The organism is Clostridium niameyense (assembly GCF_001243045.1).
Classification (GTDB): domain Bacteria; phylum Bacillota; class Clostridia; order Clostridiales; family Clostridiaceae; genus Clostridium_F; species Clostridium_F niameyense.
On record NZ_LN849007.1, the window covers coordinates 2,308,146 to 2,335,032 of the forward strand.

Below are 26,887 nucleotides of genomic sequence, written 5' to 3' on the forward strand. Positions count from 1 at the left end.
TCAATGTTTCCTCCTCTTTTATAAAAACATATGTATTATGTTTATTACAAAGGTTTTCTATAATTTAAATCAAATTTATCCTTGTTCTTAAGAACATGTAATTTAATATCATACATAGATAATACTTCATCCGGATATTGCTCTGACACATTAGTACTGGTTATACCCATTCCATCTATTACATACACTGCACCAGATCCTATAACTTGTAACTTAGCTTTCTCATCTACCATAATTGCTGTATCTTCATCTATACCTATACCTAAAGTTTCTGGATTTTCTGCAATACCAACTAATAATCTTCCTATCCTTCCCCTTTGGGCAAAATGTTGGTCTATTATTACATTTTTTATAAGTCCTAATCCTGGAGCCATTTTTAATGTACACTTTCTAGGGGATTCATCGCTAGGTCCTGAAACTATCATTGTATCGCTCATAACCGAAGCTCCTGCTGAAGTTCCTACAAAAATGCACCCTTCTTTATATTTTTCATGTATAACAGAGTATAATTTAGTTCCGCCTAATATACTAGTTATCCTTAATTGGTCTCCTCCTGTAAAAAATACTAATGATGCGTTTTTTATAATTTTTACATTATTAATATTATTAGCATCTTGTCTAGTTTTAACATCTAAAATATTTATATTTTTTACTCCTAAATTTTCAAATATATATTTATACTCAGTTCCTAATTCCTCTGGAAGAGTAGAAGCTACTGTTGCTATAACTAATTCATCTTTATTTTTATCTATTTTATTACATACCTCATGCAATATATTTTTATTGTTTTTTTTATCTTCTGCTCCACCTATTATTATTAAATTTCCTTCTAACTTATAATCCAAATTACATCCACTCTCCTTTTTATGGATATCTCTTATTTTCTCCATATGGTGTGTTTTTATTCATGCAATAATTAATAAAAAAATACTCTAAACTATAACTTAGTTATCAGTTTAGAGTATTTTTTTCAAACCTATATAACTGCCCTTCCTGGTATAATTAATTTTTCTCCAGGTTTTATAACATCAGCATTTTCAATATCATTTATTAATATTAATGTATCAACTGTAGTATAATATCTCTTAGCAATTTTCCAAAGAGTATCTCCTTGCTGTACTACATAAATTGTTATACTAGCCTTCTTTTGTGGTACCTCATCTTCTATGCCCTCAACATTAACTAAAAATTCTTTATTAGTTACATAATTGACTCTGCTATACAAGTTAACAATAGCTTTTACTGCAATAGTATTAGCTTCTATTGAAGTTTCTATATCTTCTAAAGTAGCTTTAACTATACAATGCATATTAATTTTACAATTAGGTATTTCTACTGCAGAACTAAAAGGTATATTATCCTTTACTGTATAAATATATTTATCCTTATCTGTTGTCTTATACATTACTTCTACATTTAATACCCCTTCTACCAATACCTTATCTTCTACTAACTTCTTATCTGTAATATAAACATTTGCACTACTCATTATTATTTCTCTTATTCTAGGCATATCTGATGATATGTCTATATTATTTTTAACTATACATTCTACGCTGGAATGACCTTGCATAACATTCAACTCATAATCTTTTTTATCTATAGTAAGTTTCATTGTAGGTGAGTATATATCTTCTATAACTTCAATTTCCTTTTTATACATAACCTTTATATTAGCTTTTATAAGGGCTTCTAAATCTATTATTCTTCTTTCACCTAAGTCGTCCTCTTTTACATCTATACTAACTGCATCCACTACAAAATCTGTGTAATTATCCATAGATGGATTTACATCTTCTAACTCTATATCCTTACTTATAAATACATCATCATCTAAATAACATATATCTTTACTATCTTTGGCTCTATAAATCAATCCTATATGAGCAAAGGCTTCTATACTAATCATGTTATCTAAAACCCTTACTTGCCTTTTATGAATATTAACGTCATACCTTAAAATACTTTCTACCTCTGGTTTATCACTACTAATTTTCATATTAGATTTGGCTATTAATTCTCCATCTGTAGTTCCTACTATTTTGTCTACAGAAATAGGGTTTCTAAGCATTTGTATATCTTTTACATCATCTAAATCTTTTATTATCTCAAAATTATAATCCTTATAAACTTCTCCTTTTAGTTTAACTATACCTTGAATGGATATTTTTCTTTCGTTTACTATTTTGCATTGCATATCCTCTATAAAACATTCTGCCTGACAAGTCATATTAGTCTCTGCTTTAGAAATTTGAATCTCGTTAGAAAATTTAGTGGTATAAGTAACATTATATAATACTGTCTCCTCTTCTTTTCCAAGATAAAATACATTATAATCAATGATACCTTCTATATATACATTATCTCTTATAACTTCTTTATTTGTTATAGATGGTTTAGACTCTATCATAAGAATTTCTTGCACATCAGGATGTGTATCTGGAATAACATACTCACCTTTTATTGGTGTATCCACAAAATTTTCTCCTAATAATTGTTCACATTCTATATTTTCCTTTACTAAATTCAATTCCATTAAATATTTCCCTCCCATAAAACCTACTATTAATGTATATATTGATTTTATGGATAATATGACTAATTTATATTTTTAGGCAAAAAAAATTTGGTACTTTGAAGTACCAATAAATCTATAAAACAAAATCTAATTGAACTGTTTTAGTCAATACATCTGAGTAACTATATGTGACTTTCCTTTGGGTGTCATCCTCAAGTCTTATAAGAAAAATACTTGGATAAGCTTTTTCTATAATTCCTTGATTAACGAAAGTTTTTCTCCTTCCGCCATTAGCCTTTAATGTAACTTTATCTCCAACATGGCTTTCTATGTCTTTTTTAATGGTATCAATTACGTTCTTTTTTTCCATAGTTAACACCCTCTTTCTACACCTTACATTATATATGAAGGTTTACATTTTGTCAAGTAAACTTTTTATTTTACCAGTTTATAAGTGTATTTGTCAATATTATTTTTTGATAAACTATTAACATTTTATTTAATATTTCTCTTTCAGATTATTGTTCCCTTCATTTCTTGTATATATACAAATTTATTCCGTTACTTCTATATATATGGTGATTTTGGAAAACCCTTTCTATACTTCCCTCTAGTTTGTAATCCACCTATACCCTTTAAGCCAGTTATGGTGTTTTCTAGTGCATCCTCTATAGAAACTACTTTTTCTATATTTGAATATGCTATTTTTTCACATAAAAATACAGGATCAAGACAATGAATTAAAACTCTACCAGGCGAACTAGCATAATTAGCACCTGCATCTAATATAGCTTCATAACAGGATTGACAAGCACCTGCAAAAATTACTAAATCATCGTAATTGCTTTTATAATCTCTTAAATTAGATACAGTTTCTATAAAATACTTAGAGTTTTTATAATTATTTATATTTGTATAATCATCGGTTTCTCTTATAACCGCATCATGTCCTGTGATAACTACTATATCTGGTTTAAATTCTTTTACTAACTCTAATACCTTTATAGGTTGATCTTTTTCCATTACAGTTTCCCCTACTATATCTAATTGCAATTGTTTATATACTTTAATACATGTATCCAAATACTCTGAATCCCCATCTATATGAAGTATTTTTCCTGGTCTTCCAAAGTATAAATTTTTATCATTAATACTTTTACTACTCCTAAACATTTTACTTATATTCTTTTTTTTATAGTTGCCTTCACCTCTCATGCCAGTATTTTTTCTATTTTGTAATATTTTATTTATTGAAGCATTTACTTGTTTATTGAATATTTTTTCTTCATGACTCATTGAACTTATAGCTACTTGTTCAAGATCAGAAGCTGGTGAATCTGCTATTATTCTTAAATTTACTCCTTTTAATGTATATATAGTTCCTTTATTACCTTGTTTAATATCTATAATTTTAAAGGTAATATCTTTTCCGTAAGATTTTCTTACCACTATATCTCCTATATTCAAATTCTTCATCTCCATAATAATAAATCACTATATATTATGAAATCCTTATTCATTTTGTGATTTACCAAAAAAAATAAGACATACAAAATTATATATTTTTGTATGTCTAAAAATATATTTCATTTTAATGTAAATAAATCTCTTTAAATTGTTTAATAAAATCGATATATTTTTCCTGTTCAGAGATTAATTCCTCCATTTTATTGTTAAAAGTGTTCTGAGGCCAAGTTACTTCGTTATAATAGTATCTATTACTTAATCTCCAAAATCTTTGTGGAAATAGTAAAAATGCAAATAAAGTATCATATTCTTCTTCTTTTAAAGGATTTATAGCATTATAAGAATTTAGTATTATTTTGGCATAATCCATACTCCAATCATTTCTCTTTAATACCTTTATCATAAAATTTGAAATATCATAGGTTTTTATCTCTCTTTTGCAGTAATCAAAATCTATAACATTTACGTGATTATCCTTATCTATTATAATATTATGATACGTAAAATCATGGTGACAAAAACTTTTTTCTTTTTCGGTAGCTTTACATATATTTAAGTACTCAGAATTTTCTAGTACATCCATAGCTCTTTTACCTAGATTTTTATAGAACTCTACATTCTTGATATAATTTAAATCAAATTTACTCTTATTATTTTTCTTTCTTATCATATCCCTCATTTTATTTAATGCTTTAACTCTCTTTTTCATTAAATGAGGCCACCTACCTAAATCTGTCTTTAACTTGCTATTTTCTGGAGGCTCATATCCCTTTGATGCTATATGAAGATATCCAAGATATCGTGCTGCTAATATTAAATCTTCTTTATCCTTAAAATTACACTCTCTCCCATCAATCCATTGAGATATTGTGTATATATCTTCATTTACTAGTGCATAAGGTTCCTGATCTAAATTTAAGGAATATTTATCCACATATTGAAATCCGTTTTTTATTAAATGTTCTTTGGCACCGTACACAAATAGCAGTTTTTGTACTCCGTAATCAATTTTTTTTAAACATAAATCTCCCTTATTAGTCTTTAAATAATATACCCCTTTATGAGGTTTAAGTTGTTCAATTTTAATATTAAACTGCCTTTCAATTTCAAATTCTCTCATCATAGTTAACCACCTCCTTTAATCTATATGTAATGTTTTTTCATTTTAGAATAACTTTAACATTTTTATAATGATCTTAATATAATGAATTAGGAGAAATTCGAAAGGACAGTGTATATGAAAATTGGTATTGACGGTAGAGCTGCTTGCTGGTATAGGGGTACTGGTATAGGCACATATACCTATCAATTGATAAATTCTCTAAATAAAATAGATAATGCAAATAATTATTTGATTTTCACTCCAGAAACCCCCAATTATACACCAAATTTAAACAATAACTTTTGGCAAGAAATTAATATTCCCAATACACTAAAACATAGTGATATTGATATCTACCATGTTCCTCAAAATGGTGTAGGTCTTCCAACTGATAAAAGCTGTAAATTTACAATAACATTGCATGATGTAATTCCTTACAGAATGCCTGCAACTGTAAGTGATAGATATTTAAAAATTTTTTCAGAGCAAATTCCAAAAATAGTATCTTTAAGTGATTCTATAATAACCGTCTCAGAATTTTCTAAAAAAGATATAATAAAATCTTTTAATTATCCAGAAGATAAAATACACGTTACCTACTTAGCTGCTGAAGATATATATAAGCCTTTAGATAAAACCTTGTGTAAAAATATTTTAAAAAGCAAATATGGAATAGATAAGGATTTTATACTTTATCTAGGGGGCTTTAGCTTAAGAAAAAACATACTAGGATTAATTGAATCCTTTAGTAAATTTATTAGTTTATATAAAAAAAACATATCCTTAATCATAGTAGGTAAAAAAGGTTTTCTTTGTGAAAAATATATGCAAAGAGCTAAAGATTTAAAACTTGAAAATAAGATTATATTTCCAGGATTCATACCTGTAAATGATTTACCTTACTTTTATAACAGTGCAGACCTTTTTATTTATCCTTCTTTTTACGAAGGCTTTGGTCTTCCCACCATAGAAGCTATGGCTTGTGGCACACCTGTTATTACATCAAATACTACTTCTATTCCAGAAGTGGTTAAAGATGCCGCATTATTAACAGATCCTAATAATATAGATGATATGTGTAACTGTATATATAAAGTATTATTAAACCCTGAGTTATCAAGAATTTTATCTAATAAAGGTTTATATCGTTCTAAAAAATTTAGCTGGAACAATTGTGCTAAAGATACCCTAAATGCTTATAAAAAAACTTTGGATATAAAATGACTTCAGTACATTAAGTACTGAAGTCATTTTATATTATAATATATTTTCTTTAAACTCTTTTAATAAGTCCTCTCTGTATTCCTTATAATCACATTTTTTAATAAATCGGTTTAGAAATACTCCCTCTCCCCATTGCTTCTTTCTGGTATAATAATTTTTAGATATACTATAAAAATCCTCTGGAAAATTAAGCATAGCATATAATACTTTAAGTTCCCTTTTATCCAGATTATTAGTTTTACAGTAATTATCCAATATGTTTTCCGTTCTCCCTATATCAAATGCAAATCTTTTTATGGATTTAATTATAAAATTGCATAGATCATGAATTTTCAGATCTATAATTGAATAATCGAAGTCTATAAAATATGCTTCTTCTTTTTCAATTATTATATTATGATAAGCTAAATCATGATGACAAATAGCAATTTTATCTTCTTCTTTACATAATGCATAATAGTCACTATTTTCTAATACCTCTATAGATTCTTCCACTTGACTAATATAATAATCTACATAAAATAAAAATATATTATCAAAATCAGTTTTATTATCATGGACGTTAGCTATCTCCTTAAAGAATTTCATATCCTTCTTTTTAGTCTTAAAATTATCTATCATTTTCCCTAAAAAAATATTTTTTTGAAAATTTGTATTAAATCCCATAGAGGCTTTATGCATTTCCCCAAGTCCTAAAGATGCTACTTTTAAATCTAATGGATTATTTAAATCACACTCTCTTCCTTTAATCACATTCATAATACAATAAATTTCATTATCATATGTTGTATAAATTTTATTCTCTTTATTTTTCATAAAACTCATCACTCTAGGGAATCTTATTGATATATAATTTAACACCTCTTGTATAAAGTTTAATTGTTCTATACTATAATCTAATTTTTTTAATATTTTTTCCCCTTTATCTGTTTTTAATAAAAAAACGCTCCTAATGGGAAGTACTTCTCTTATCTCTAAATCAAATTTATCAAACAAATTTAAAGATAAATTGTAATTCATAAGAACTTCTTTATCTAGTTTATCCACTTCATCACTCCTTTAGATTAAACTATCTCCATCCATTTTCTTAGCCTTATTAAAACTATTAATATATTGCTTTTCATTCCAATTTTTTTTCTTGTACATATATCTAGTACAACATCTAATTATATAATAAGGATAAGAAATCATACCCAAAATAAAATTATAGCTACTATCTTGTAGATTCTCCATAGAACAAAATTCCTTTATTAATTTACACTTATCCACCTTTAAATTTTTCTTTTTTATTTTATATAAAAAATCTATAGCATCTATCTCAACCATATCATAACAGCAATTATTAAATTCTATAATCTCTAAGTCATTTGTTTTTCTCAAGTTGTCAAAATAAACTTTACTTAGACATATCTCTCGTCTTTTCATACTTCTTAATATTAAATCCAAATAACTATCTTCATATACAAAATTTATTGACTTTTCTCCTCTTTTTATATACTTAGGCAATTCTTCTAGTAGTATATTCTCAAATTCATTAATATCCGTTTTATGTTGTAACCCATATAAAAATTTCTTTACTTTTTTTAAAGCTACCTTATTTTTTTCTACATTTTTACCAGTTCTGTTATTTACTTCATTCTTAAAATAATTTTTATATCCTAAAGTTTTTTTATGAAACAAACTAATATTATATAATTGTTCTAGAATATGGTCTTCTCTAATAGATTTTTTATTTAAGTCATTATTAAAGGATTCAACTAGTTTTATCCCTTTTATTTGCAAATAACTTTTAAAATCAATTTCTTCTTCTTTTATTAAACTCATATCATTAAATGCACCTCCCATAAGGTGTGTTACCTATATTTTTTTTTAATTTTTTTTAAAACTTCTTTTTTTTCTTCCCTTAGTTTTTTTATCTTCTTTTTTCTTTTTTTTATTTCTTTTAAATTTTTAACACTTTGTTTTAATTCACTAAGTTCTTTATCATAATTTTCTATTTCATTTAAATCATCAGGTATGTTTTTTTTATAATATTTTTTTTTGGACATATAAATCCCCCTCTTCAAATTTTTAATAGCCTAAATTCTTCTATGAATTCTTGCTTTTCCTCCCTATCCTCATAAATCTTGTTTAATTTATTTAAGAAAAATTCGTTACTCCAGGGTTGCATTTCCCAATAATATTGTATGCCTACTTGCCAATAATCTTGAGGAAATTCCATAAAAGCTGCCATTATAGTAATATCCCTAGGCTCTATTTTTTTAGTCTTATCATAAGTTTTCAATACACTTTTAGCTGTATCAATACTCCACTTTCCATTTTTCATAATTCTTATCATAATACTAGATAAATCATGTAAGCTACTATCTAACATACAATAATCAAAATCAATAATGTTTACTTCTCCTTTATTATCTATTAAAATATTATGATGAGCTAAATCATGATGACAGAAACCTCTTTTATTTATTTCATCTAACATTTTATTTAAATATTCACTTTGTATTAGATTTTCTATAGATTTATTTGCCCTAAAAACTTCCTCTTGTATCATATCTAAGTATAGTGAATCAAATTCTGATTTATCTTCTTTTAAATTAATTTTTTTCTTAAAATCTAATATTTCATCTTTTCTAGTATAAAAAGTTTTAATCCATCTAAACCAACCTATTCTTGGCTCCATATCTTTAGTTATATAAAAATTTTGACTTTTTATATGCAATTGAGCTAATTTATTTACTGCAGTAGACACATCAATTGGATTATCAAAACTACATTGTCTACAGTTAATCCATTTAGTCATATAAGCATAATTTTTTTCAAACTTTATATAGTCTTGACCTTTATTATTTGGTAAGATTCCAGGGATTTTTTTAAAACCATTATTCTGTAGATGTTTCATAGCACTAAGTATAAAAAGAAAATGTTTTAAGTTATACCTTACTACTTTTAAACAATACGCATTGTTTTTATAATCAATTATTTTATACACATTTTTTATTTTTTCTATGGAAGAAGCCGTAATATCATAATTATTTTCTACAAATTTTGCTACAGATGATATATTCAAACTCATTCCTCCATTATTAAATTAATTTATATATATTATATGTTAATTAAGTTACGTTGGTGATAAATGGCACATTTTTCATAGTAGTTAATAATATATATTACAGTAAAGATATTTTTTAACTCTTTTTCAGTTTATTTATAATAAAATTCTTATTAATGGGGTGGTTAATAAAATGAAAATTTCTATAGATGCCCGAGGAATAAACTGGTATAAGGGTACTGGCATAGGTACTTATACTGAAAATATATTAAAATATATGATAAATAAAAATAGTAATTATTTCTTTAATATATATTGGGCTGGAGGTAACTACAATAATTTCAAAAAACATAATACAAATATATTACTTACATCTAAAAAGTATAGTAGATTTTTTGAACAATGTTATTTCCCTAATAACATAAATAAATTAAAGCCTGACATATATCATATTCCTCAAAATGGCATAGGACTATGTGAGAACATAAACTGTAAAATAGTAGTTACCATTCATGATTTGATTCCTTATATAATGCCTGAAACTGTTGGAAAAGGTTATTTGAATAAATTTTTAAGAGAAATGCCTAAAATAATGTATCTTTCAGATAAAATTATTACTGTGTCTCAACATTCAAAAAATGATATTCTAAAATTTTTCCCTATGGATGAAAAAAAAGTTAAAGTTATTCCTTTAGCAGCTGGGAAAAAATATAAACCCTTAGAAAAAAATAAATGCTTAAATTTACTTAAACATAAATATAAAATTGACTGTCCTTTTATATTATATATAGGTGGTTTCAGCCCTAGAAAAAATGTAAAATCTCTTATAATATCTTTTTCTAAGATTTATAATAAGTTGCAAAATAAATATAAACTTGTGATTATAGGTGCAAAAAAAGATGAGGGAAATAAATTATTAGAACTAACTAATAAGCTAAAGATTGCCTCTAACATAATATTTACAGACTTTGTTCCAGAAAAAGATCTTCCTATTTTTTATAATGCGTGTAGTGCTTTTGTATATCCTTCTTTATATGAGGGTTTTGGTTTACCTCCCTTAGAAGCTATGAGTTGTGGTGCCCCTGTAATAACCTCAAATACCTCCTCAATACCTGAAGTTGTTGGTAATAGTTGTATAACTATAGATCCTTTAAATACAGATGATATGATAAATTCATTAGAAAATTTGCTAAACAATGAAGCTTTACAACGTAAATTAAGTAAAAATGGCTATGAACGATCTAAACTATTTTCTTGGGAAAAAACTTCTAAATTAACTTTAGACTTATATAATGAATTATATAAAAATTAATATCTTTAACTTTAAAAGAAAAAGAGTCAAAATTAGAAATTCTAATTTTGACTCTAAAATTTTAAGTATTATTCCAAGCTATCGCTTCTTATATTAAGCCCCCTAATATTCCCCTTCTACATTATACAATACCTTTCGTGCTTTGTAAACGTTTTATAGCGCTTATTTTCATCATTTTATTACATTATTTATAAATTCCTTGATATTTTGTAATTCCTTTTTTATATTCTCACTAGTATATATATTATTTTTATATTTTAATAACACTCTTTCCACCGCATTAAAATTTTCTGTATAGTTTATATTAGGAATTTGCTTTGATATACTACTAAACATCATCCAAATTCTCATATTTTCAAAATAATTAACCTGTTTTCTAAAAACATCACATTCATAAGCTGGTATATATGATGGAAACAAACCATATTGCTTAAAACCTTCTTCTAGATTTCTTCTGCTTAAAGTTATATATTTAGCTAAACTTAAAGTTAAATTATCTTTATTAGTTTTAGATGACTTTATTAAAACTAAAGATGTCCCCCCTGTAGTTGCAGAATTCTTACCCCCTTGTTCAAAGGCTGGCATTTTTATTACTCCCCACTTTTTGCTACTGTTAGGATATTTATTTATTAAGTAATGGGCAAATTCACAATTACTTGGAATTGTGGCTATATTTTCATTATTGATAACATTTCTATAATCACCTTTATTATTAATAACAATATTAAAATTTCTTATAGACTTTAAAAGATTAATAGCTTTGTTTGAATCTTCTTTATCTATAGTAACGTCATTGTCATAATTAAAATAATATGTCCCTAATTGATTTAATAATATCTTTAACATACTATTATCATCTAGATTAAAAGATATCATCTTTACGTTACTGTTACTTTTTTTATCCATCATCTTTCCAACTTCTATAAAATCATTCCAGGTTTTTATAGATTCTGGATCAATATTATATTTGTTGAATATATCTTTTCTATAATAAAGGGCTACAGGTTCTACATCATAAGGTATAGCTATATAATTTTCATTTATCTTTATTATATTTTTTTTATAGTGTATAAAATCTTTTATATAAGGTTTAATTTCACTATTTAAATTTAATATATCTTTATAGTACTTAGAAGCAAATTCGCTTAAATCACTATCTTTTAAACATATTATATTAGGATATTCTTTTTCATTATTACTTTTACCGAAATTATTTAATATATCTTCATAACTTTTTTTATAAAATTTCACTTCTACATTAGGATATCTTTTATTAAAATCTTTTACCGCAATATCCATAGATTGATTATATTTGGGTTCGCCCCATATAACTAATCTAGATTTAATGTAATTTTTTCTATTTGATCCTTTTTTACAAGCTATAAATACTATAGGTATAATTAAAATACAAATTATTAAAAGAATATTTCTCTTTTTCATATTAATTTAGTCCTCCTATTAAAGGGTGCAATTTATATTTTATTATATATTAAATATACCATATAAAAAAGTCCCCAACAAAGTGGGGACTTTAAAATAAAAATTTAACCTTTTGACATTTTATAATTGCCTGTTTCATTAAAATCCTCTTTCCAAGATTTCTCTGACCAAGGCTTAAAGTCTTCTGCTAATTTATCTAATTTATGTTGAAATTCCTTATTATGAAGCATCATATGTGCGCCCTTATCTGTAGGCCTAATTCCAATTTTATCAGCTACTTCCCTAATAACATTAGGATTATCTATCATCATACATGGTCTTAATAGATTATCATTATATGGCTGTCTATCTCTTAATTCTTTAAAGAAGGGTCCTTTAAATACATCTATTACTGATTTGCCTTTTAAATTATCTGTGGCAAAGTGAGCAAATATGCATGGCTCTACATCTTCTTTAGAATTTATATGACAATAAAACTTTCCTGCTATACATCCACCAACATATGGAGCATCATTAAAAAAATCTATAGCAAAATATGGCTTCGTACTTCTTATTTTTCTTACTCTTCTACCAAGTTCTATTCTTTGCTCTGGAGTAAGCATTAAATTAAAGTCAGGTTCCTCGCCTACTGGCATAAATATGAAGTACCAACTCATTTTAGCTCCTTTTTCTATTAACATATTAATAAATTCATCTGATACTACAGTTTCCATATTATTTCTACCAGTAGCTGTGGATACACCAAATAGAACTCCCCTTTCTCTTAACAAATCCATACCGTTCATAACTTTTTTAAATACGCCTTTTCCTCTTCTTTCATCTGTTTCTTTTTCAAATCCTTCTAAGGAGAACATTGGTATTACATTTCCCAGTTTTTGTACTTTATCTGCTAACTTCTCATCAAATAAAGTTCCATTAGTAAAAGGCGTAAACATGCAATCATTATATTTTTCATATATATCTAGCATATATTTATTAAAAAATGGCTCTCCACCTAAAATTATAAAATAATATATGCCTATGTCCCTTGCCTCTTTTATTATTCTATCTACTTCTTCATAAGGTATGTCATCATCTTTACTGTAGTTCGCTGCATAACAGCCTGTGCATCTCAAATTACATCTCATTGAAGGACTAATAAGCATCACAAAAGGAGTCTTTATACCTTCATTTTCAAAAATCTTTTTTCTTTTTGGCATACCATACCACACAGCATTTGCAAAAAAGTTAGTAAAAAATTTTTCTAAACACTTAGGATTAGTTGATTTAAATAAATTTTGTACAAACTTATTAGTAGCTGGATTATTATGATACTCATCTTCTACAACCTGAACTCTTTTTACATTCTCTTTATCCTTGCTTATAGTTTTCTTAATTAAATTAAAAAGTTTATCTATATTTTTGTCAGGATCTTTACTTAATAAACCTGCTGCACTTTTGACGAGTTTATCCTTAGCAGATTTTTCCAAAAGTTGTGTTACCTTCATTTAATATTCCTCCTGTTTAAAAAAGATTATTATTCCTAACTCCGTAAACCTTATTTCCATTATATTCCTAAGTGACCAAATGTCAATATATTCATATAATCATTTACAAAGTATTAATAAAATGTTATATATTAACATTATTCCCAATACCCTATTAAATATATATATTTAATTAAAAAAATATTATGATAATTTTTATATACTTATAAGGTATATATTACGCCATATACCCTTATAATTGTAAATAAAAAAGTACTATACATTAAAATAACTAAATATAATTAATAAAATATTTATTATTAATCATATGAGATAATTAACACATAGTACTCTTATTAAAAACATTTTATTAAATTGTTTATACTAAAGTTTATTTATCATGCTTGCCAGATATCCTGCTCCGAATCCATTATCTATATTTACCACACTTACTCCACTTGCACAGCTATTTAACATAGATAAAAGTGCAGATAATCCCTGAAAGTTTGCACCATATCCTATACTAGTTGGAACTGCTATAACAGGTTTATCAACAAGACCTCCTACTACACTTGCTAATGCTCCTTCCATACCTGCTACAACTACAATAGCCTTTGCTCCTCTTATAAGATCTATCTTATCAAATAATCTATGTATACCTGCTACTCCTACATCATATATTCTCTCTACCTTATTCCCGAATATTTCTGCAGTTACTGCTGCCTCCTCTGAAACTGGTATATCAGAAGTTCCCGCTGTAACCACAGCAATATACGATTTAGAGCTTTTACTTTCCCTCTTTTTTACAATTATAGTTCTTGCAAGTTCATTATATTCCGCAAATGGGCATACTTCTTTTACCGCTTCATAATCTTCTTTAGATGCCCTTGTACCAAGAATATTACTATCCTTTTTCATCATAAACTCTACAATACCTTTTATTTGATCTGAAGTTTTACCAGCACAATATATTACTTCAGGGAATCCAACTCTCATCTCTCTATGGTTATCTATTTTAGCATATCCTAAATCCTTAAAGGGTAAATCTTCTAATACCTTCGTACCTTCATCTATAGATATTTTTTGGTCTCTTACATTCTGCAATAAAACTTTAATATCTTTTGTATTCACTATACCACCCCATAATAAGTTTCTATTTATTAGTTCTTCCTTCATTTAAGCTTCCCATCTTATAACCTTCTAGATCCAAAGTAACATACTTAAATCCTAATCTTTTTAATTCTATAGATATATTATCTAATATATTACCATCAATTAACTTTTCTCGATCATTTTTTTGCACTTCAATTCTAGCTAAATCTCCATGACTTCTTACTCTAACTCCTTTAAATCCTAAATTCATTAAATACAACTCTGATTTCTCAACCCTATTTAAGTCATTTTCATCTATATTTTGATTATAAGGTATTCTAGATAAAAGACATGCATAAGCTGGTTTATTCCAAGTTTTTAGCCCTAATTCCTTAGAAAAAGCTCTAACTTCTTCTTTAGTTATGGAATTTTCCAAAAATGGACTTTTTATCTCTAATTCTCTTAAAGCTTTTAATCCTGGTCTGTAATCTTTTATATCATCTGCATTAGTACCATCTACTACATATTCAACTCCATTTTCTTTTGCTAATAATTTTATTTTATTAAATATAGCTTTTTTACATAAATAACATCTATTTTCTGGATTAGATCTTATTTCCTCCAAAATAGGTACTTCTATAAAAAAGCTTTTTATACCCATTTCTTTCACAAGTTCTTTGGCTTCTTCTATCTCCCATTTAGGCACATATGGTGAAGCAACGGTTACAGCTATAGCATTATCACCCAAAGCTTCCTTACAAGCTTTTAAAAGTAATGTACTATCCACTCCCCCCGAAAAAGCTACGGCTACACTTTTTAAGTTTTTTAAATAGGTAATAAGCTCTTTATACTTATTCATTGAAATACCTCTCTTTTATTTTAAATTTTTATAAACTTCCTTATATACTTCCCTTATAGGAACTTTGTTTTCTAAAGATATTTTTTTACAATCTTCATATTCTGGTTTTCGCTTTATTATCTCTCCTTTATAATAGGAATTTTTTATATCTATCTTACCATACTTAGTCTCTAGCTTTTCTATCTCTCTATTAAGCATTACTTTTTCTACTTTATATTTTCTTATTCCTAATGTAGTAGTTTCTTTTAATATTATCTCCTCTATTTTATCTACAAATTTCACATTTGTTAAAACACTTAGCTTAACTGCAGGTCTGGTCTTCTTCATAATTATAGGAGTAAAGTAAACATCAGATGCTCCCACATCAAATAATTTATCCATAACATATTCATAAAATTCAGGATTCATATCATCTATATTACATTCCATTATAATAGAGGTATTTTCCTTTTCCATTATAATATCCTCTGCTAAAAATACCCTTAATGCATTGGGAATATCTCCTTCATCTTTACCACCTATTCCATATCCTGTCTTTATAATTTTAAAATCTTTATCATTTGTAAACTTATTTACAATAGATTTTATTATAGCAGCTCCTGTTGGAGTTGTAGCCTCAAAGGGTACATTACCTGATGTAACTGGAACATCTTTTAATATTTCTGTAGTTGCAGGTGCTGGTACTGGTAAAGTTCCATGTGCACACTTTACAAAACCTGATCCTACTTCCACTTTGGAACACATAATTTTATCTACTTTTAAGTAATCTAAACATATAGCTGCACCTACTATATCTACTATAGAATCTGTGGCTCCTACTTCGTGGAAATGAACCTCTTCTAAAGATTTATTATGTACCTTAGATTCAGCCTCGGCTACCTTTAAAAATATATCTTTACTTATTCTTTTAATATTATCATTCAATATACTATTATCTATAATTTTATTTATATCATTTAAATTTCTATGCTGATGATTATGACTATGTTGGTGATCATGTTCATGTTCTCCATGACTATGATGATCATGACAATTCTCGTTCTTATGACTATGATCATGTTGGTTTTCTTCATGACAATGTTCGTGATTATGCTCATAGTTATGTTCATGACTATGAGTTAAGATTACATCTGCCTTTATACCTGATATTCCTTTTCTTTCATCTTCGTTTACTTTAATCTTAAATTCATTATTGATATTTAACTTTGATAATTCTTTAATTAAATAATCCTCACTTACTCCTAAACTTATTAACGCTCCTAAATTCATATCTCCACTTATTCCAGAAAAACAATCATAATACAATATCTTACTCATAATATCAATCCCCTTACTTTATTACTTAATTTTATGCTTAATATTATCTTAAACAAATAATGCACAAAAAATTAATGTAAATATATTATATATTTACATTAATTTTATCACATAATACACACTTTTTTAACAATAATTCCGATTATATATATCTCTTTAAATCATCATCGCCTTTTATCTCCGATACCAAATGTTTAAGTTCTTGATCTTTATTTTTATCCATTATAAGAAGTATATCCCCTCCATCAACTACAACCAAATCCTTTAGCCCTAATCCTATAATCAATTTATCTTCTCCAAATATACAACAATTTTCACTATCTTTTAGATAATTATTTCCAGAAACGTTGTTAGTTTGATTTTTATTTAAAAATCTCGATAGAGCTTTAAAACTTCCTATATCATCCCACCTAAAATTACATTTTATAACATAAGCCTTTCTTGTTTTTTGCATTATACCGAAGTCTACAGATATACCTTCCATACATTCGTATTCATTTTTTATAGTCTTGTCCTCTGATTCTGTCCCCAAATTTTCATATATCTTCATCATGCTTTTATATATTTTAGGTAAATATTTTTCCATTTCTCGTAGATACACATCCGCTCTCCAAATGAACATACCACTATTCCATAAGTAATCGCCTTTTGCTATTAAATCTTTAGCTACTTCTAGATTAGGCTTTTCCACAAATCTTTCAACTTTATAAGCAGAAATTACGCTATTTACCCTTCTTCCCATTTTTATATATCCATACCCTGTTTCCGCTCTACTAGGATTCACTCCTATAGTAACTAGTCCCCTTCTTCTTTGTGAAATTTCTATTCCCTCATTTATCGTATCTATAAAATCTTTTTCACCCTCTATAAAATGATCTGAGGGTAAAACTATCATGCATGCATCATTATCCTTTTTTAAAAACTTTATAGCCGAAAGTCCTATACATATTGCTGTATCCCTATTTTGAGGTTCTATAAATATATTTTCTTCTTTAATTTCTGGTAATTCCTCATATATCTTACTCTTATATTCTTTATTTGTTACTATATAAATATTTTCACTACTTACTAAGGGCTTTATTCTATCTACAGTTATTCTTAAAAAGCTTTTATTATTCACAACCTTTAAGAACTGCTTAGGTTTTTTCGATCTAGATAATGGATAGAGTCTTGTTCCTTTTCCACCTGCAAGTATTAATGCGTATAACACAGAATCCTCTCCAAACAATGCTATATTTTATACTATGTATTAAATATAGCATTGGTGAAAAATTTTTCATTTTAGATTAGACCACCTTTAATTTATCTTGCAATAGTTCTTTATGAGATATATCTAACACCGTAGACTTTATTACATGTAAAAGTTTATTTATTTCTCTATTAGGATTTCTATAAAATTGGCTTCCCTTTATTTTATAAAAGCGCCATCCTAACCTACACAAATCCATTTGAAATTTTACCATATCATCTAAACTATTATTATTATATAAGTTTCCATCATCACATATAATAGCTAACCTTCCCCCAGCACCTTCTATAACAAAATCTATTTTATACTTGCCTATCTTAATTTGGGTTTTTACATCGTAGCCTTCTTTAATTTCGTTATAGACATCCTTTTGCAGTCTAGTTTGTGCCACATAATCTACATTAGGAAGCTCTGCTTTATATTTCTTATAATTATTACAATAATTTATTAATTTATATCTTACACAATTTTTACTCAAATTACTTACATCTACAGAGTAAAATAAAAATAATTGATTTCTAGCTCTACTTGCTGCTACATTAAATCTTCTAATATCTGATTCTTTAGTTAAAGCTGTATATTTAACATTATCTGCAACTACCATAGATAAAAACATTACATCTCTTTCATCTCCTTGGAAAGAATATGCATCTCCACAAGTTAATCGCCTTTTTATAATTTCTTCCTCACCTAATTTATCTCTTAAAATATTTTCTATATAATCGCTTTGAGAATCACCTAGAAGAGATATCACCCCCATAGTCATATTTTTATATCTTTTATTTTTACAACATTCCACCACTTTATCAACTAGAGAATTAGCCTCTTTAATATTTATTTGTTTATTTTTTTCTCTATATCCTTCATCTACTTTAATAGCATTAATACAAGGATTGAGAACTTCGTTATTTCTAGGATACCTTAATGGAACTATAAAATCTGAATAACAAAGCCTATTACTAAATTCAACAATCTCAGGAATGGACCTAAAATGCTCTTTTAATGCTACTCTACCTTGAAAAACTCTCAAAGCTGTATCATATAAACTACTTTGTAAGTCTAACCATTGACTATGAGGAATTCCTTTTAAATATTTATTTATTAAATTATTAATACTTCCTTGATCTACACCTACAACCTCTGGGCTTATTTGTTTATCATCTCCTACAACTACTGCCTTTTTAGCCCTCATTAAAGCACATATTGAAAATATATTACTTTGACTGCTTTCATCAACTATAACTACATCAAATAAGTCTTTGGATAGCTTCATATTTTCTATAATCTTATTTAAGGGCATTATCCAAACGGGTATTACAGATTTACATTTTTCCATTTCTTCTTGAGCTATCTTACTATACTCCAATGTAAATTTTCCTCTTCCTTTTCCTATTCTTTTAACAGCTTGTCCCCAAGAAAGTAGACTTCTTTTTTGTGCTTCTGTAATATTTAATATTCTATTATACCAAGATCTTTTAGCAACCATTTCCCTTATCAATAGTTGCTCATTATTTTTTTCATCTTCTAACTCTAAAAGTAACTCACCTTCATCTAAATTATCCAATGTTATAAATATACTGTTATATTGTGCCCATCTCCATGCTTTACTAAAACTATCCATGTTATTTAGATTTTTACCTTCTACTATATACTTTAAAGTTTTAGGACAAATACTACTTAACTTTTTATAAATATAATTTATTTCATCTATATCTGATTTACATGCTTTAATCTTCTGAATATAAATATAAGCATGTTTTATTTTAAGTAAATTCATTTCTTCAATGCCTTCTAGTAATTCGTTCATTTCCTGTCTATTAAATATATATTTTTTCAAAACCTCCATATATGCTTTCAAATCATTATGTTCTTCTATATGCTTAATATACTTAATAGATTGCATTAAATAATCATAAGTTTTTACTTCATACCAGTTTATATCTGTAGGTATTCGTATTTTTCCTAACAATAAAATTATTTTATCCTTATATTCCTTATTCCAGTTAATTATAATGTTTAAATTATTTATTAAATCTTCTAACTCCACAGGATTATTTATTTTTCCTAAAGATTTAGTAGGAAAATAATTGGAACTAACATTTTCCCATAATCTATTTAACGATACAAAAATTTTTTGTTCTTCTATATAATTTTTTAATACCTCCGCTTCCTCTAAAGTATCTATATTTTTATTATTAACAGTACATTCTTTCAATATGTACTCATATTTCCCGTGCAATACTTTGAAAAATTTACTAACCCTACCTTTTAACTTTATATTATTATATACTTTTTCATAATCTTTACATAAAGTATCTAATTCTATATGATCTGGTATTTTCACAAAATAGTTATCTGTACTTTTTCTAATTGTTTTTAATCTTTCAAAGTAACTTTCAAAATATATTATTGCATTATTCAAAGCTTGTTTAAATATATCACTAGAATTATATAAATGATATATTTTCTTAAAGGTTTCATTCTTTTGAAGATTTAACATATCTTTTTTAGCCTTACTCAAAAAATTTACCAGAGTAGTATAGTTGCATTTATTTTCCGAAGGTATATACCAACTTTTTAAATTAGATTTATAAAGATCAAAATTTTTATTTAGATAAATTAGCCTTTGCATATTATCTCTTATTTTTTCATAACTTGGTAATTTGTCCATAGTAGCAATTAATTCATTTAACTTTAATAAATAATCCTTATGGTTATTCTTAAATAACTCTACTATTTTATAAAATTGCTTATCTGTTATAGGTTGAATTTCATCATATCTTATACTATCTTTTATGAAACCATATTTAGATTCATTATCTCTAACCCATTTACCTATATGAATCAATTTGTAATATTGACCATTATGATTTATTTTTTTACTTTCTAAAAATTCTATTTCCCTTAATTTCTCTAATATACTTTCTTGTTCAACTCTAGACTTATTTATTTCCTTTTCTAATATACGTATTTCCTCTAATAATTCCTCTGATGGCTTGGATAAATTTTCTAATATTACTTTTATTGAATCTTCAAGTTGGTCGAAATCATCTTTTTCACTATCTAAAAGATTAATACACAAAGGTTTTATTTCTTTTGGTATCTTATCCGAGAGAACTCTTAATGCCCTTGAGGTTTCACTAGTAACCAGTACTCTCTTACCATGTGCTAGAAAATGACATATCAAATTAGCTATAGTATGACTTTTCCCAGTACCTGGTGGACCTTGAACAACTACACCATAGTTATCTGCTATCTTTTTTGCTACACTTATTTGCTCCTCATTGGCTGACAATGGAAATAATATATTTTTAGAGGTTTGCTCCCACTCCCTTTTTGTATTTTCATCCTGCTCTATTTCTTTCTCTTGAACTAATGCTTTAACAGTTTCCGGTATATTATATCCATTCTCTATTTCATCTATAATGGAATTTATCTCTAAACTCCACAAACTATCATCCTTTTTTCTCATAATAATTACTGGACAATCGTATATGTTAATTTCATCATTTATATCTATGTCCTTTATTTTATCTATTTTAGTTAAAGATTTAAGCTTTTTATTGCAACCTAATTTACATAATATGTTATAAACTATGGATTTTATTTCATCATTATTATTAGGATTAATATCAGAATCTTTAAATTGCTCCCTTATTTTTAATATGTCATGAAATTTATCTGAATCTATAAAATCATATATTCCTATTTCCATATATGTTTTATTAGCAGAATTTATATATATGGACTCTTTCTCCATATTGTATTCAATCTTTAATGGAGTAATAAACATAGGATGTAATATTTCTTTTTTATTTTTCCAACTTAAGATAGCCTGTCCTAACACTAATTCCTTTCTGCAGTTACTCTCTGTAGAATCCATATAATATTTAAACAGTTCATCATACAGCCTTCCAGCTTTTTTATTTATTGTTATGCTCCAATCTTTGCTATTAAAATTATTCACGATACAATACTTATTACTTAAAAATTCATCTTTCTCATACACTTTATTATAATTATTAATATTAGTTATTACTTTATCGTTAATTTTTTTTACATTTAGTAAATAGTAAAATAAATTTTTTATTTTTCCGATACACTTCATCTTTATACCCCCGCCCTCAAACTATAAAATATATTTACTTTTATGTTAAATTATACCATTTAATTTTATATACTTCAAAAAAATCGTTGGACATTTTTATATAAAAAGTGATTAGCTTTTAAATTATTCTACTTTTTTAATAAAAATAAAAAAGGATGTGTTATTAAATTACACATCCTTTTATCAAAGTTTTATTAGAATAACTATTTTCTACAAGAATCTCTTTCTACTATTCTATGTGTTAATACATAATGTTTTTCTTCTAGCTCTTGTTTATTAATAATCTTTATGAGCATTCTCATTCCTACAGACCCCATATCATACATAGGCTCAGCTACTGTAGTTAACTTAGGATAAAAAATTTCTGAAGAATATATGTTATTAAATCCCATTACATCCACATCTTCTGGAACTTTTATGCTTTTGTCTCTCAATGCATTTATAGCACCCATGGCAACTTCATCTGCTGCACAGAATACTGCATCTATTTCATTTTTCTCTAATATTTTATTAATACCATTATATCCATCTTTGGCTTTTAATCCAGAAAAAACTACTAAATCTTTATTTAATTCTATATTATTTTTTCTTAAAGCTTCTTCATATCCTTTATATCTTAACACCGCCTCATTGGCCATATCCTCATATAATCCTATGTAAGCTATTTTCTTATTACCCTTATCTATTAAATATTGTACTGCATCCATGGAAGCCTTTAAGTTATCAATAGTAACACTTGGTATTTTTTCTTCCTTATCCCTTGTTTCTACTAAAACTACTGGAAATCTTAGTTTATCTATTAATTCCAAAATATTAGGTTCTAAAGAGTTACTCATATACAACACACCATCAGCCATTTTTTCTCGTAAAACTCTTAAATATTCCATTTCCTTTTCTGGATCTAAATCCGTATTACATAGCATAATATTATAGTCATATATGTTAGCTACATCTTCCGCTCCTCTTACTATTTCAGGATAAAATTGATTTGATATATCTGGTATTATTATACCTATAGTTTTAGATATTTGTGTTTTTAAGCTTCTTGCAACTATATTAGGTCTATAACCCAATTTATCTATAGCATCTACAACTTTCTTTTTAGTATCTTCATTTACAACGTCTATATCATTTAGTACTCTTGAAACCGTGGCTATAGAAACGCCTGCCTCTTTGGCTACATCTTTTATAGATACTGCCATATATAATCACTCCCTATATTATTCTTTCTATTAATTTATAAAAATATTTTATATCTTAACCTTATTATATACAGATTAGATATTTATTTCACTGTCTCTAAAAAAACATGCATAGAATAAATAAGTTTATTCTATGCATAAAACTAATATCTATTTTATAACTTCTACAGAAATATTATAACTTTCATCATTTATCTTACATGATGAATATTCTCTATCCTCATTATAAAATACATCTAATGCTAAAGTTTCAGACTTTATTTGGTCTTCATACTTTTTAACTATACCATTAAGCATATCATTGTTAGCTACATATAAATTAATTTTATCAGCTACTTCAAAACCTTTTTCTTTTCTCATATTTTGTATTTTGCTTAATATCTCTCTTACAAAACCTTGTTCTTTCAATTCTTCTGTAATATTTGTATCTAAAACTATTCCTACATCTCCTTCGCCTGAGAAAGCAAAACCTTCAAGTCCCTGCATAGTTATAAGTAAGTTCTCAGATGTAAGTTCTATTTGATCTTCTAAACCCTCTACATTTATAAATACAGATTTACCATTATTAATATTTTGAGCTAATTCCATTTGACTCATTGAAGCTATGGCTTTTCTTATAGCTGGTATATATCTACCATATTTTCTTCCAAGTACCGGAAGGTTTGGTTTTACTTCAAAATTAACATATTCTGAAAGATCTGCCCCAAATATAACTTCCTTTATATTAAGCTCTTCTTTTATTATATGTCCATAATATTCTGGTAAAGATTTTGTACTTACAAGCATTTTAGAAAGCGGCTGTCTGTTCTTAATATTAACTGAATTTCTAGAACTACGTCCAAGTTTAACTATTTTATATGCTAAATCCATCTTTCCTTCTAATTCTTTATCAATAACACTTTCATTAAAAGATGGCCACTTGCATAAATGTATACTTTTTTCTTCATTTTTATCTAAATTAACAACTAAATTTTTATACATTTCTTCAGTAATAAATGGTACAAATGGAGCTGCTACCTTTATAAGTGTAGTTAATACTCTATATAGTGTTGTATATGCTCCTATCTTATCTTCTGTAAGTTCTGTAGTCCAGAATCTTGATCTATTACGTCTTACATACCAATTTGAAAGCTCATCAACAAAATCTTCAAGCTCTAAAGCTGCTTGGGTAATTTTGTACCCATCTAAGTACTCTTCAACATTCTTAATTAAAGAATTAAGCTTAGATAAAATCCATTTATCCATTATATTTTCTGATACGAAATCTTTATATTCCAATGGATTAAAATTATCTAATTCTGCATATAAAACATAGAATGAATATACGTTCCATAAGGTACTTAAGAATTTTCTTTGAGTTTCTTTTACATCATCTTCTGAGAATCTTGTTGGTAACCATGGAGCACTAGCTGTGTAAAAGTGCCACCTAGTAGCATCTGCGCCTTCATTTCCTAATACTTCAAATGGATCTACTACATTTCCCTTAGATTTTGACATTTTAAGTCCGCGTTTATCAAGAACATGACCTAAGACAATACAATTTTCATAAGGATTTTTTCCAAATAATGATGTAGATACCGCAAGTAATGTATAAAACCATCCTCTTGTTTGGTCTACTGCTTCTGATATAAATTGTGCTGGGAATGTATTCTTAAATAATTCCTTATTTTCAAAAGGATAATGGTGTTGTGCAAATGGCATTGAACCAGAATCAAACCAACAATCAATAACTTCATTAGTTCTCACCATTTCTTTTCCACAGTGTGGACAATTTAAGTGAACTCTATCTATATATGGTTTATGAAGTTCTATATCCTCTGGTACATTTATTCCCTTTTGTTTAAGTTCTTCAATACTTCCTATACATTCTCTATGACTACATTCGCATTCCCATATTGGAAGTGGAGTTCCCCAATATCTGTCCCTTGAAATACCCCAATCCACAACATTTTCAAGGAATTTACCAAATCTACCTGTTCTTATATTGTCTGGATACCAATTTATTTTATTGTTGTTTTCTATTAGTTCATCCCTAAGTGAAGTCATTCTAACAAACCAACTATCCTTTGGATAATAAAGAAGTGGTGTATTACATCTCCAACAATGTGGATAAGAATGTGTAAACTTCTCTGATTTATAAAGCATACCGTTTTCTTTTAAGTATTCTAATATTTTAGGATCTGCTTTCTTTACAAATAAGTCCTTCCAAGGCCCCACAGCATCTACAAATTTTCCTTCGCTATCTACCAAATTAATTAAAGGTAAATCATATTTCTTTCCAGTCTTATTATCATCATCACCATAAGCTGGAGCTGTATGTACTATTCCTGTACCATCTGTAAGAGTAACATAGTCAGCATGAACTACATAAAATGCTTTCTTTTCCGGAATATGAAATTTAAATAATTGTTCATATTCAATGCCTACAATTTCTTCGCCCTTAAATTCTTTAACTATTTCATATTCGCCCTCTATTACTTTATCTAGAAGGTCCTTAGCTAAAATATAATGTTCTTCATTATTTATTATTTCTACATAAGTATATGACTTATTAATAGCCAAAGCTACATTACTTGGCAATGTCCAAGGAGTTGTTGTCCATGCAAGAAAATATTTATTATCTTCTCCCTTTATTCTAAACTTAACAAATGCTGTAGCTTCTTTTACATCTTTATATCCTTGGGCAACTTCATGAGAAGATAGTGCTGTACCACATCTTGGGCAATAAGGAGTTACTCTATGTCCTTTATATAAAAGTTCTTTCTGCCACATTTGTTTTAATGCCCACCATACAGATTCTATATAATTATTATCATAAGTTATATATGGATTATCCATATCAACCCAGTAACCTAATTGTTCAGACATTTGCTTCCATAAGCTAGTATATTTAAATACACTATCTTTACACTCTTTTACGAATTTCTCTATACCATATTCCTCTATCTGTGGCTTACCTGAAATTCCTAATTTCTTTTCAATTTCAAGTTCTACAGGAAGACCATGTGTATCCCATCCTGCCTTTCTCAAAACTTTATAACCCTTCATAACCTTATATCTAGGAATTAAATCTTTCATAACTCTTGTAAGAATATGTCCTACATGAGGTTTTCCATTTGCTGTTGGTGGACCATCATAAAAAGTAAAGTATTCTCCATCTTGATTTAAATCAAAACTTTTATTAATTATATCATTTTCATTCCAATACTTCGCTATATCTTTTTCTCTCTCAACAAAACTTTTAGATGAATCAATCTTATTATACATACTGCTCATTGCTCCTTTCCATATTATCTATTATTTTATTTAACAAAAAAACTCCATCCAAAATAGGACGAAGTTTACATTCGCTATACCACCTATAAGTGCTTAATATTTCAAGTACTCTAACTACTACAATAAACTTAGATTGCAAGCTATTTATACCCTATTCTTTAACGCAGAACTACGAGAATACTTACTAGTAAATACGTTCAGTT

General features: G+C 27.0%; 20 protein-coding genes and 1 other annotated feature (1 of these 21 running past the window's edge). Of the genes, 2 read left to right on the forward strand and 18 right to left on the reverse strand.

The window, feature by feature from the left end; genetic code table 11:
• Positions 1 to 44: 44 nt before the first annotated feature.
• From BN1711_RS11835 to BN1711_RS11855, 5 genes are all read right to left on the reverse strand, one after another.
• The gene (locus BN1711_RS11835) at positions 45 to 890 is read right to left on the reverse strand and encodes a cyanophycinase (RefSeq protein ID WP_082174122.1); all 846 of its coding nucleotides are present in this window, start codon (positions 888 to 890) and stop codon (positions 45 to 47) included.
• A gap of 86 nt (positions 891 to 976) precedes the next feature.
• A complete protein-coding gene (locus BN1711_RS11840; RefSeq protein WP_050608349.1) occupies positions 977 to 2,536 on the reverse strand; it encodes a DUF3794 and LysM peptidoglycan-binding domain-containing protein in 1,560 nt (519 codons plus the stop codon).
• Between the two features lie 115 nt (positions 2,537 to 2,651).
• Positions 2,652 to 2,888, reverse strand: a complete 237-nt coding sequence (locus tag BN1711_RS11845; RefSeq protein WP_050608350.1) for a Veg family protein — start codon at positions 2,886 to 2,888, stop codon at positions 2,652 to 2,654.
• Between the two features lie 197 nt (positions 2,889 to 3,085).
• The gene (yabG, locus tag BN1711_RS11850) at positions 3,086 to 3,985 is read right to left on the reverse strand and encodes a sporulation peptidase YabG (protein WP_050608351.1); all 900 of its coding nucleotides are present in this window, start codon (positions 3,983 to 3,985) and stop codon (positions 3,086 to 3,088) included.
• Positions 3,986 to 4,109: 124 nt separating this feature from the next.
• The gene (locus BN1711_RS11855; RefSeq protein WP_050608352.1) at positions 4,110 to 5,108 is read right to left on the reverse strand and encodes a CotS family spore coat protein; all 999 of its coding nucleotides are present in this window, start codon (positions 5,106 to 5,108) and stop codon (positions 4,110 to 4,112) included.
• 114 nt (positions 5,109 to 5,222) lie between these two features.
• On the opposite strand from BN1711_RS11855, the gene BN1711_RS11860 reads away from it, so the two are divergent.
• Positions 5,223 to 6,311 (forward strand): glycosyltransferase family 4 protein, encoded by a 1,089-nt coding sequence (locus BN1711_RS11860; RefSeq protein ID WP_050608353.1) that lies wholly within the window; start codon positions 5,223 to 5,225, stop codon positions 6,309 to 6,311.
• 33 nt (positions 6,312 to 6,344) lie between these two features.
• Here BN1711_RS11860 and BN1711_RS11865 read toward each other — a convergent pair whose 3' ends face one another.
• Genes BN1711_RS11865 through BN1711_RS11880 form a run of 4 tightly spaced genes read right to left on the reverse strand, consistent with a single transcriptional unit; the run spans position 6,345 to position 9,381 of the window.
• On the reverse strand, positions 6,345 to 7,358 hold the full coding sequence (locus BN1711_RS11865) for a CotS family spore coat protein (protein WP_129582163.1): 1,014 nt from the start codon (positions 7,356 to 7,358) through the stop codon (positions 6,345 to 6,347).
• 12 nt (positions 7,359 to 7,370) lie between these two features.
• Positions 7,371 to 8,135, reverse strand: coding sequence for a spore coat protein CotS (locus BN1711_RS11870; RefSeq protein WP_129582164.1), 765 nt, complete (start codon positions 8,133 to 8,135; stop codon positions 7,371 to 7,373).
• A 29-nt stretch (positions 8,136 to 8,164) separates the two neighbouring features.
• Positions 8,165 to 8,359 (reverse strand): hypothetical protein, encoded by a 195-nt coding sequence (locus tag BN1711_RS11875; protein ID WP_050608355.1) that lies wholly within the window; start codon positions 8,357 to 8,359, stop codon positions 8,165 to 8,167.
• 14 nt (positions 8,360 to 8,373) lie between these two features.
• The gene (locus BN1711_RS11880) at positions 8,374 to 9,381 is read right to left on the reverse strand and encodes a CotS family spore coat protein (RefSeq protein WP_050608356.1); all 1,008 of its coding nucleotides are present in this window, start codon (positions 9,379 to 9,381) and stop codon (positions 8,374 to 8,376) included.
• A 175-nt stretch (positions 9,382 to 9,556) separates the two neighbouring features.
• On the opposite strand from BN1711_RS11880, the gene BN1711_RS11885 reads away from it, so the two are divergent.
• Positions 9,557 to 10,675 carry a glycosyltransferase family 4 protein gene (locus BN1711_RS11885; RefSeq protein ID WP_050608357.1) on the forward strand — a complete coding sequence of 373 codons (1,119 nt, stop codon included), beginning with the start codon at positions 9,557 to 9,559 and terminating at the stop codon, positions 10,673 to 10,675.
• Between the two features lie 171 nt (positions 10,676 to 10,846).
• On the opposite strand, the gene BN1711_RS11890 is transcribed toward BN1711_RS11885, so the two are convergent.
• The 9 genes from BN1711_RS11890 to ileS form a co-directional block, all read right to left on the reverse strand.
• Positions 10,847 to 12,115 carry an ABC transporter substrate-binding protein gene (locus tag BN1711_RS11890; protein ID WP_050608358.1) on the reverse strand — a complete coding sequence of 423 codons (1,269 nt, stop codon included), beginning with the start codon at positions 12,113 to 12,115 and terminating at the stop codon, positions 10,847 to 10,849.
• A gap of 104 nt (positions 12,116 to 12,219) precedes the next feature.
• A complete protein-coding gene (locus BN1711_RS11895; protein WP_050608359.1) occupies positions 12,220 to 13,602 on the reverse strand; it encodes a radical SAM protein in 1,383 nt (460 codons plus the stop codon).
• Positions 13,603 to 13,965: 363 nt separating this feature from the next.
• Complete coding sequence (gene larB, locus BN1711_RS11900; protein ID WP_050608502.1) at positions 13,966 to 14,712, reverse strand: nickel pincer cofactor biosynthesis protein LarB; 747 nt, start codon at positions 14,710 to 14,712, stop codon at positions 13,966 to 13,968.
• A 22-nt stretch (positions 14,713 to 14,734) separates the two neighbouring features.
• On the reverse strand, positions 14,735 to 15,532 hold the full coding sequence (gene larE, locus BN1711_RS11905) for an ATP-dependent sacrificial sulfur transferase LarE (protein WP_050608360.1): 798 nt from the start codon (positions 15,530 to 15,532) through the stop codon (positions 14,735 to 14,737).
• 15 nt (positions 15,533 to 15,547) lie between these two features.
• Positions 15,548 to 16,849 carry a nickel pincer cofactor biosynthesis protein LarC gene (larC, locus tag BN1711_RS11910; RefSeq protein ID WP_050608361.1) on the reverse strand — a complete coding sequence of 434 codons (1,302 nt, stop codon included), beginning with the start codon at positions 16,847 to 16,849 and terminating at the stop codon, positions 15,548 to 15,550.
• A gap of 142 nt (positions 16,850 to 16,991) precedes the next feature.
• Positions 16,992 to 18,059, reverse strand: coding sequence for a mannose-1-phosphate guanylyltransferase (locus BN1711_RS11915; RefSeq protein ID WP_050608362.1), 1,068 nt, complete (start codon positions 18,057 to 18,059; stop codon positions 16,992 to 16,994).
• Positions 18,060 to 18,135: 76 nt separating this feature from the next.
• Complete coding sequence (locus BN1711_RS11920) at positions 18,136 to 22,206, reverse strand: AAA domain-containing protein (RefSeq protein WP_050608363.1); 4,071 nt, start codon at positions 22,204 to 22,206, stop codon at positions 18,136 to 18,138.
• 203 nt (positions 22,207 to 22,409) lie between these two features.
• Entirely contained in the window at positions 22,410 to 23,408 is a 999-nt protein-coding gene (locus BN1711_RS11925; RefSeq protein WP_050608364.1) for a LacI family DNA-binding transcriptional regulator, read from the reverse strand.
• Positions 23,409 to 23,558: 150 nt separating this feature from the next.
• Complete coding sequence (gene ileS, locus BN1711_RS11930) at positions 23,559 to 26,675, reverse strand: isoleucine--tRNA ligase (RefSeq protein ID WP_050608365.1); 3,117 nt, start codon at positions 26,673 to 26,675, stop codon at positions 23,559 to 23,561.
• A gap of 60 nt (positions 26,676 to 26,735) precedes the next feature.
• Positions 26,736 to 26,887 (reverse strand) — a binding site (T-box leader); it runs 105 nt beyond the window's last position.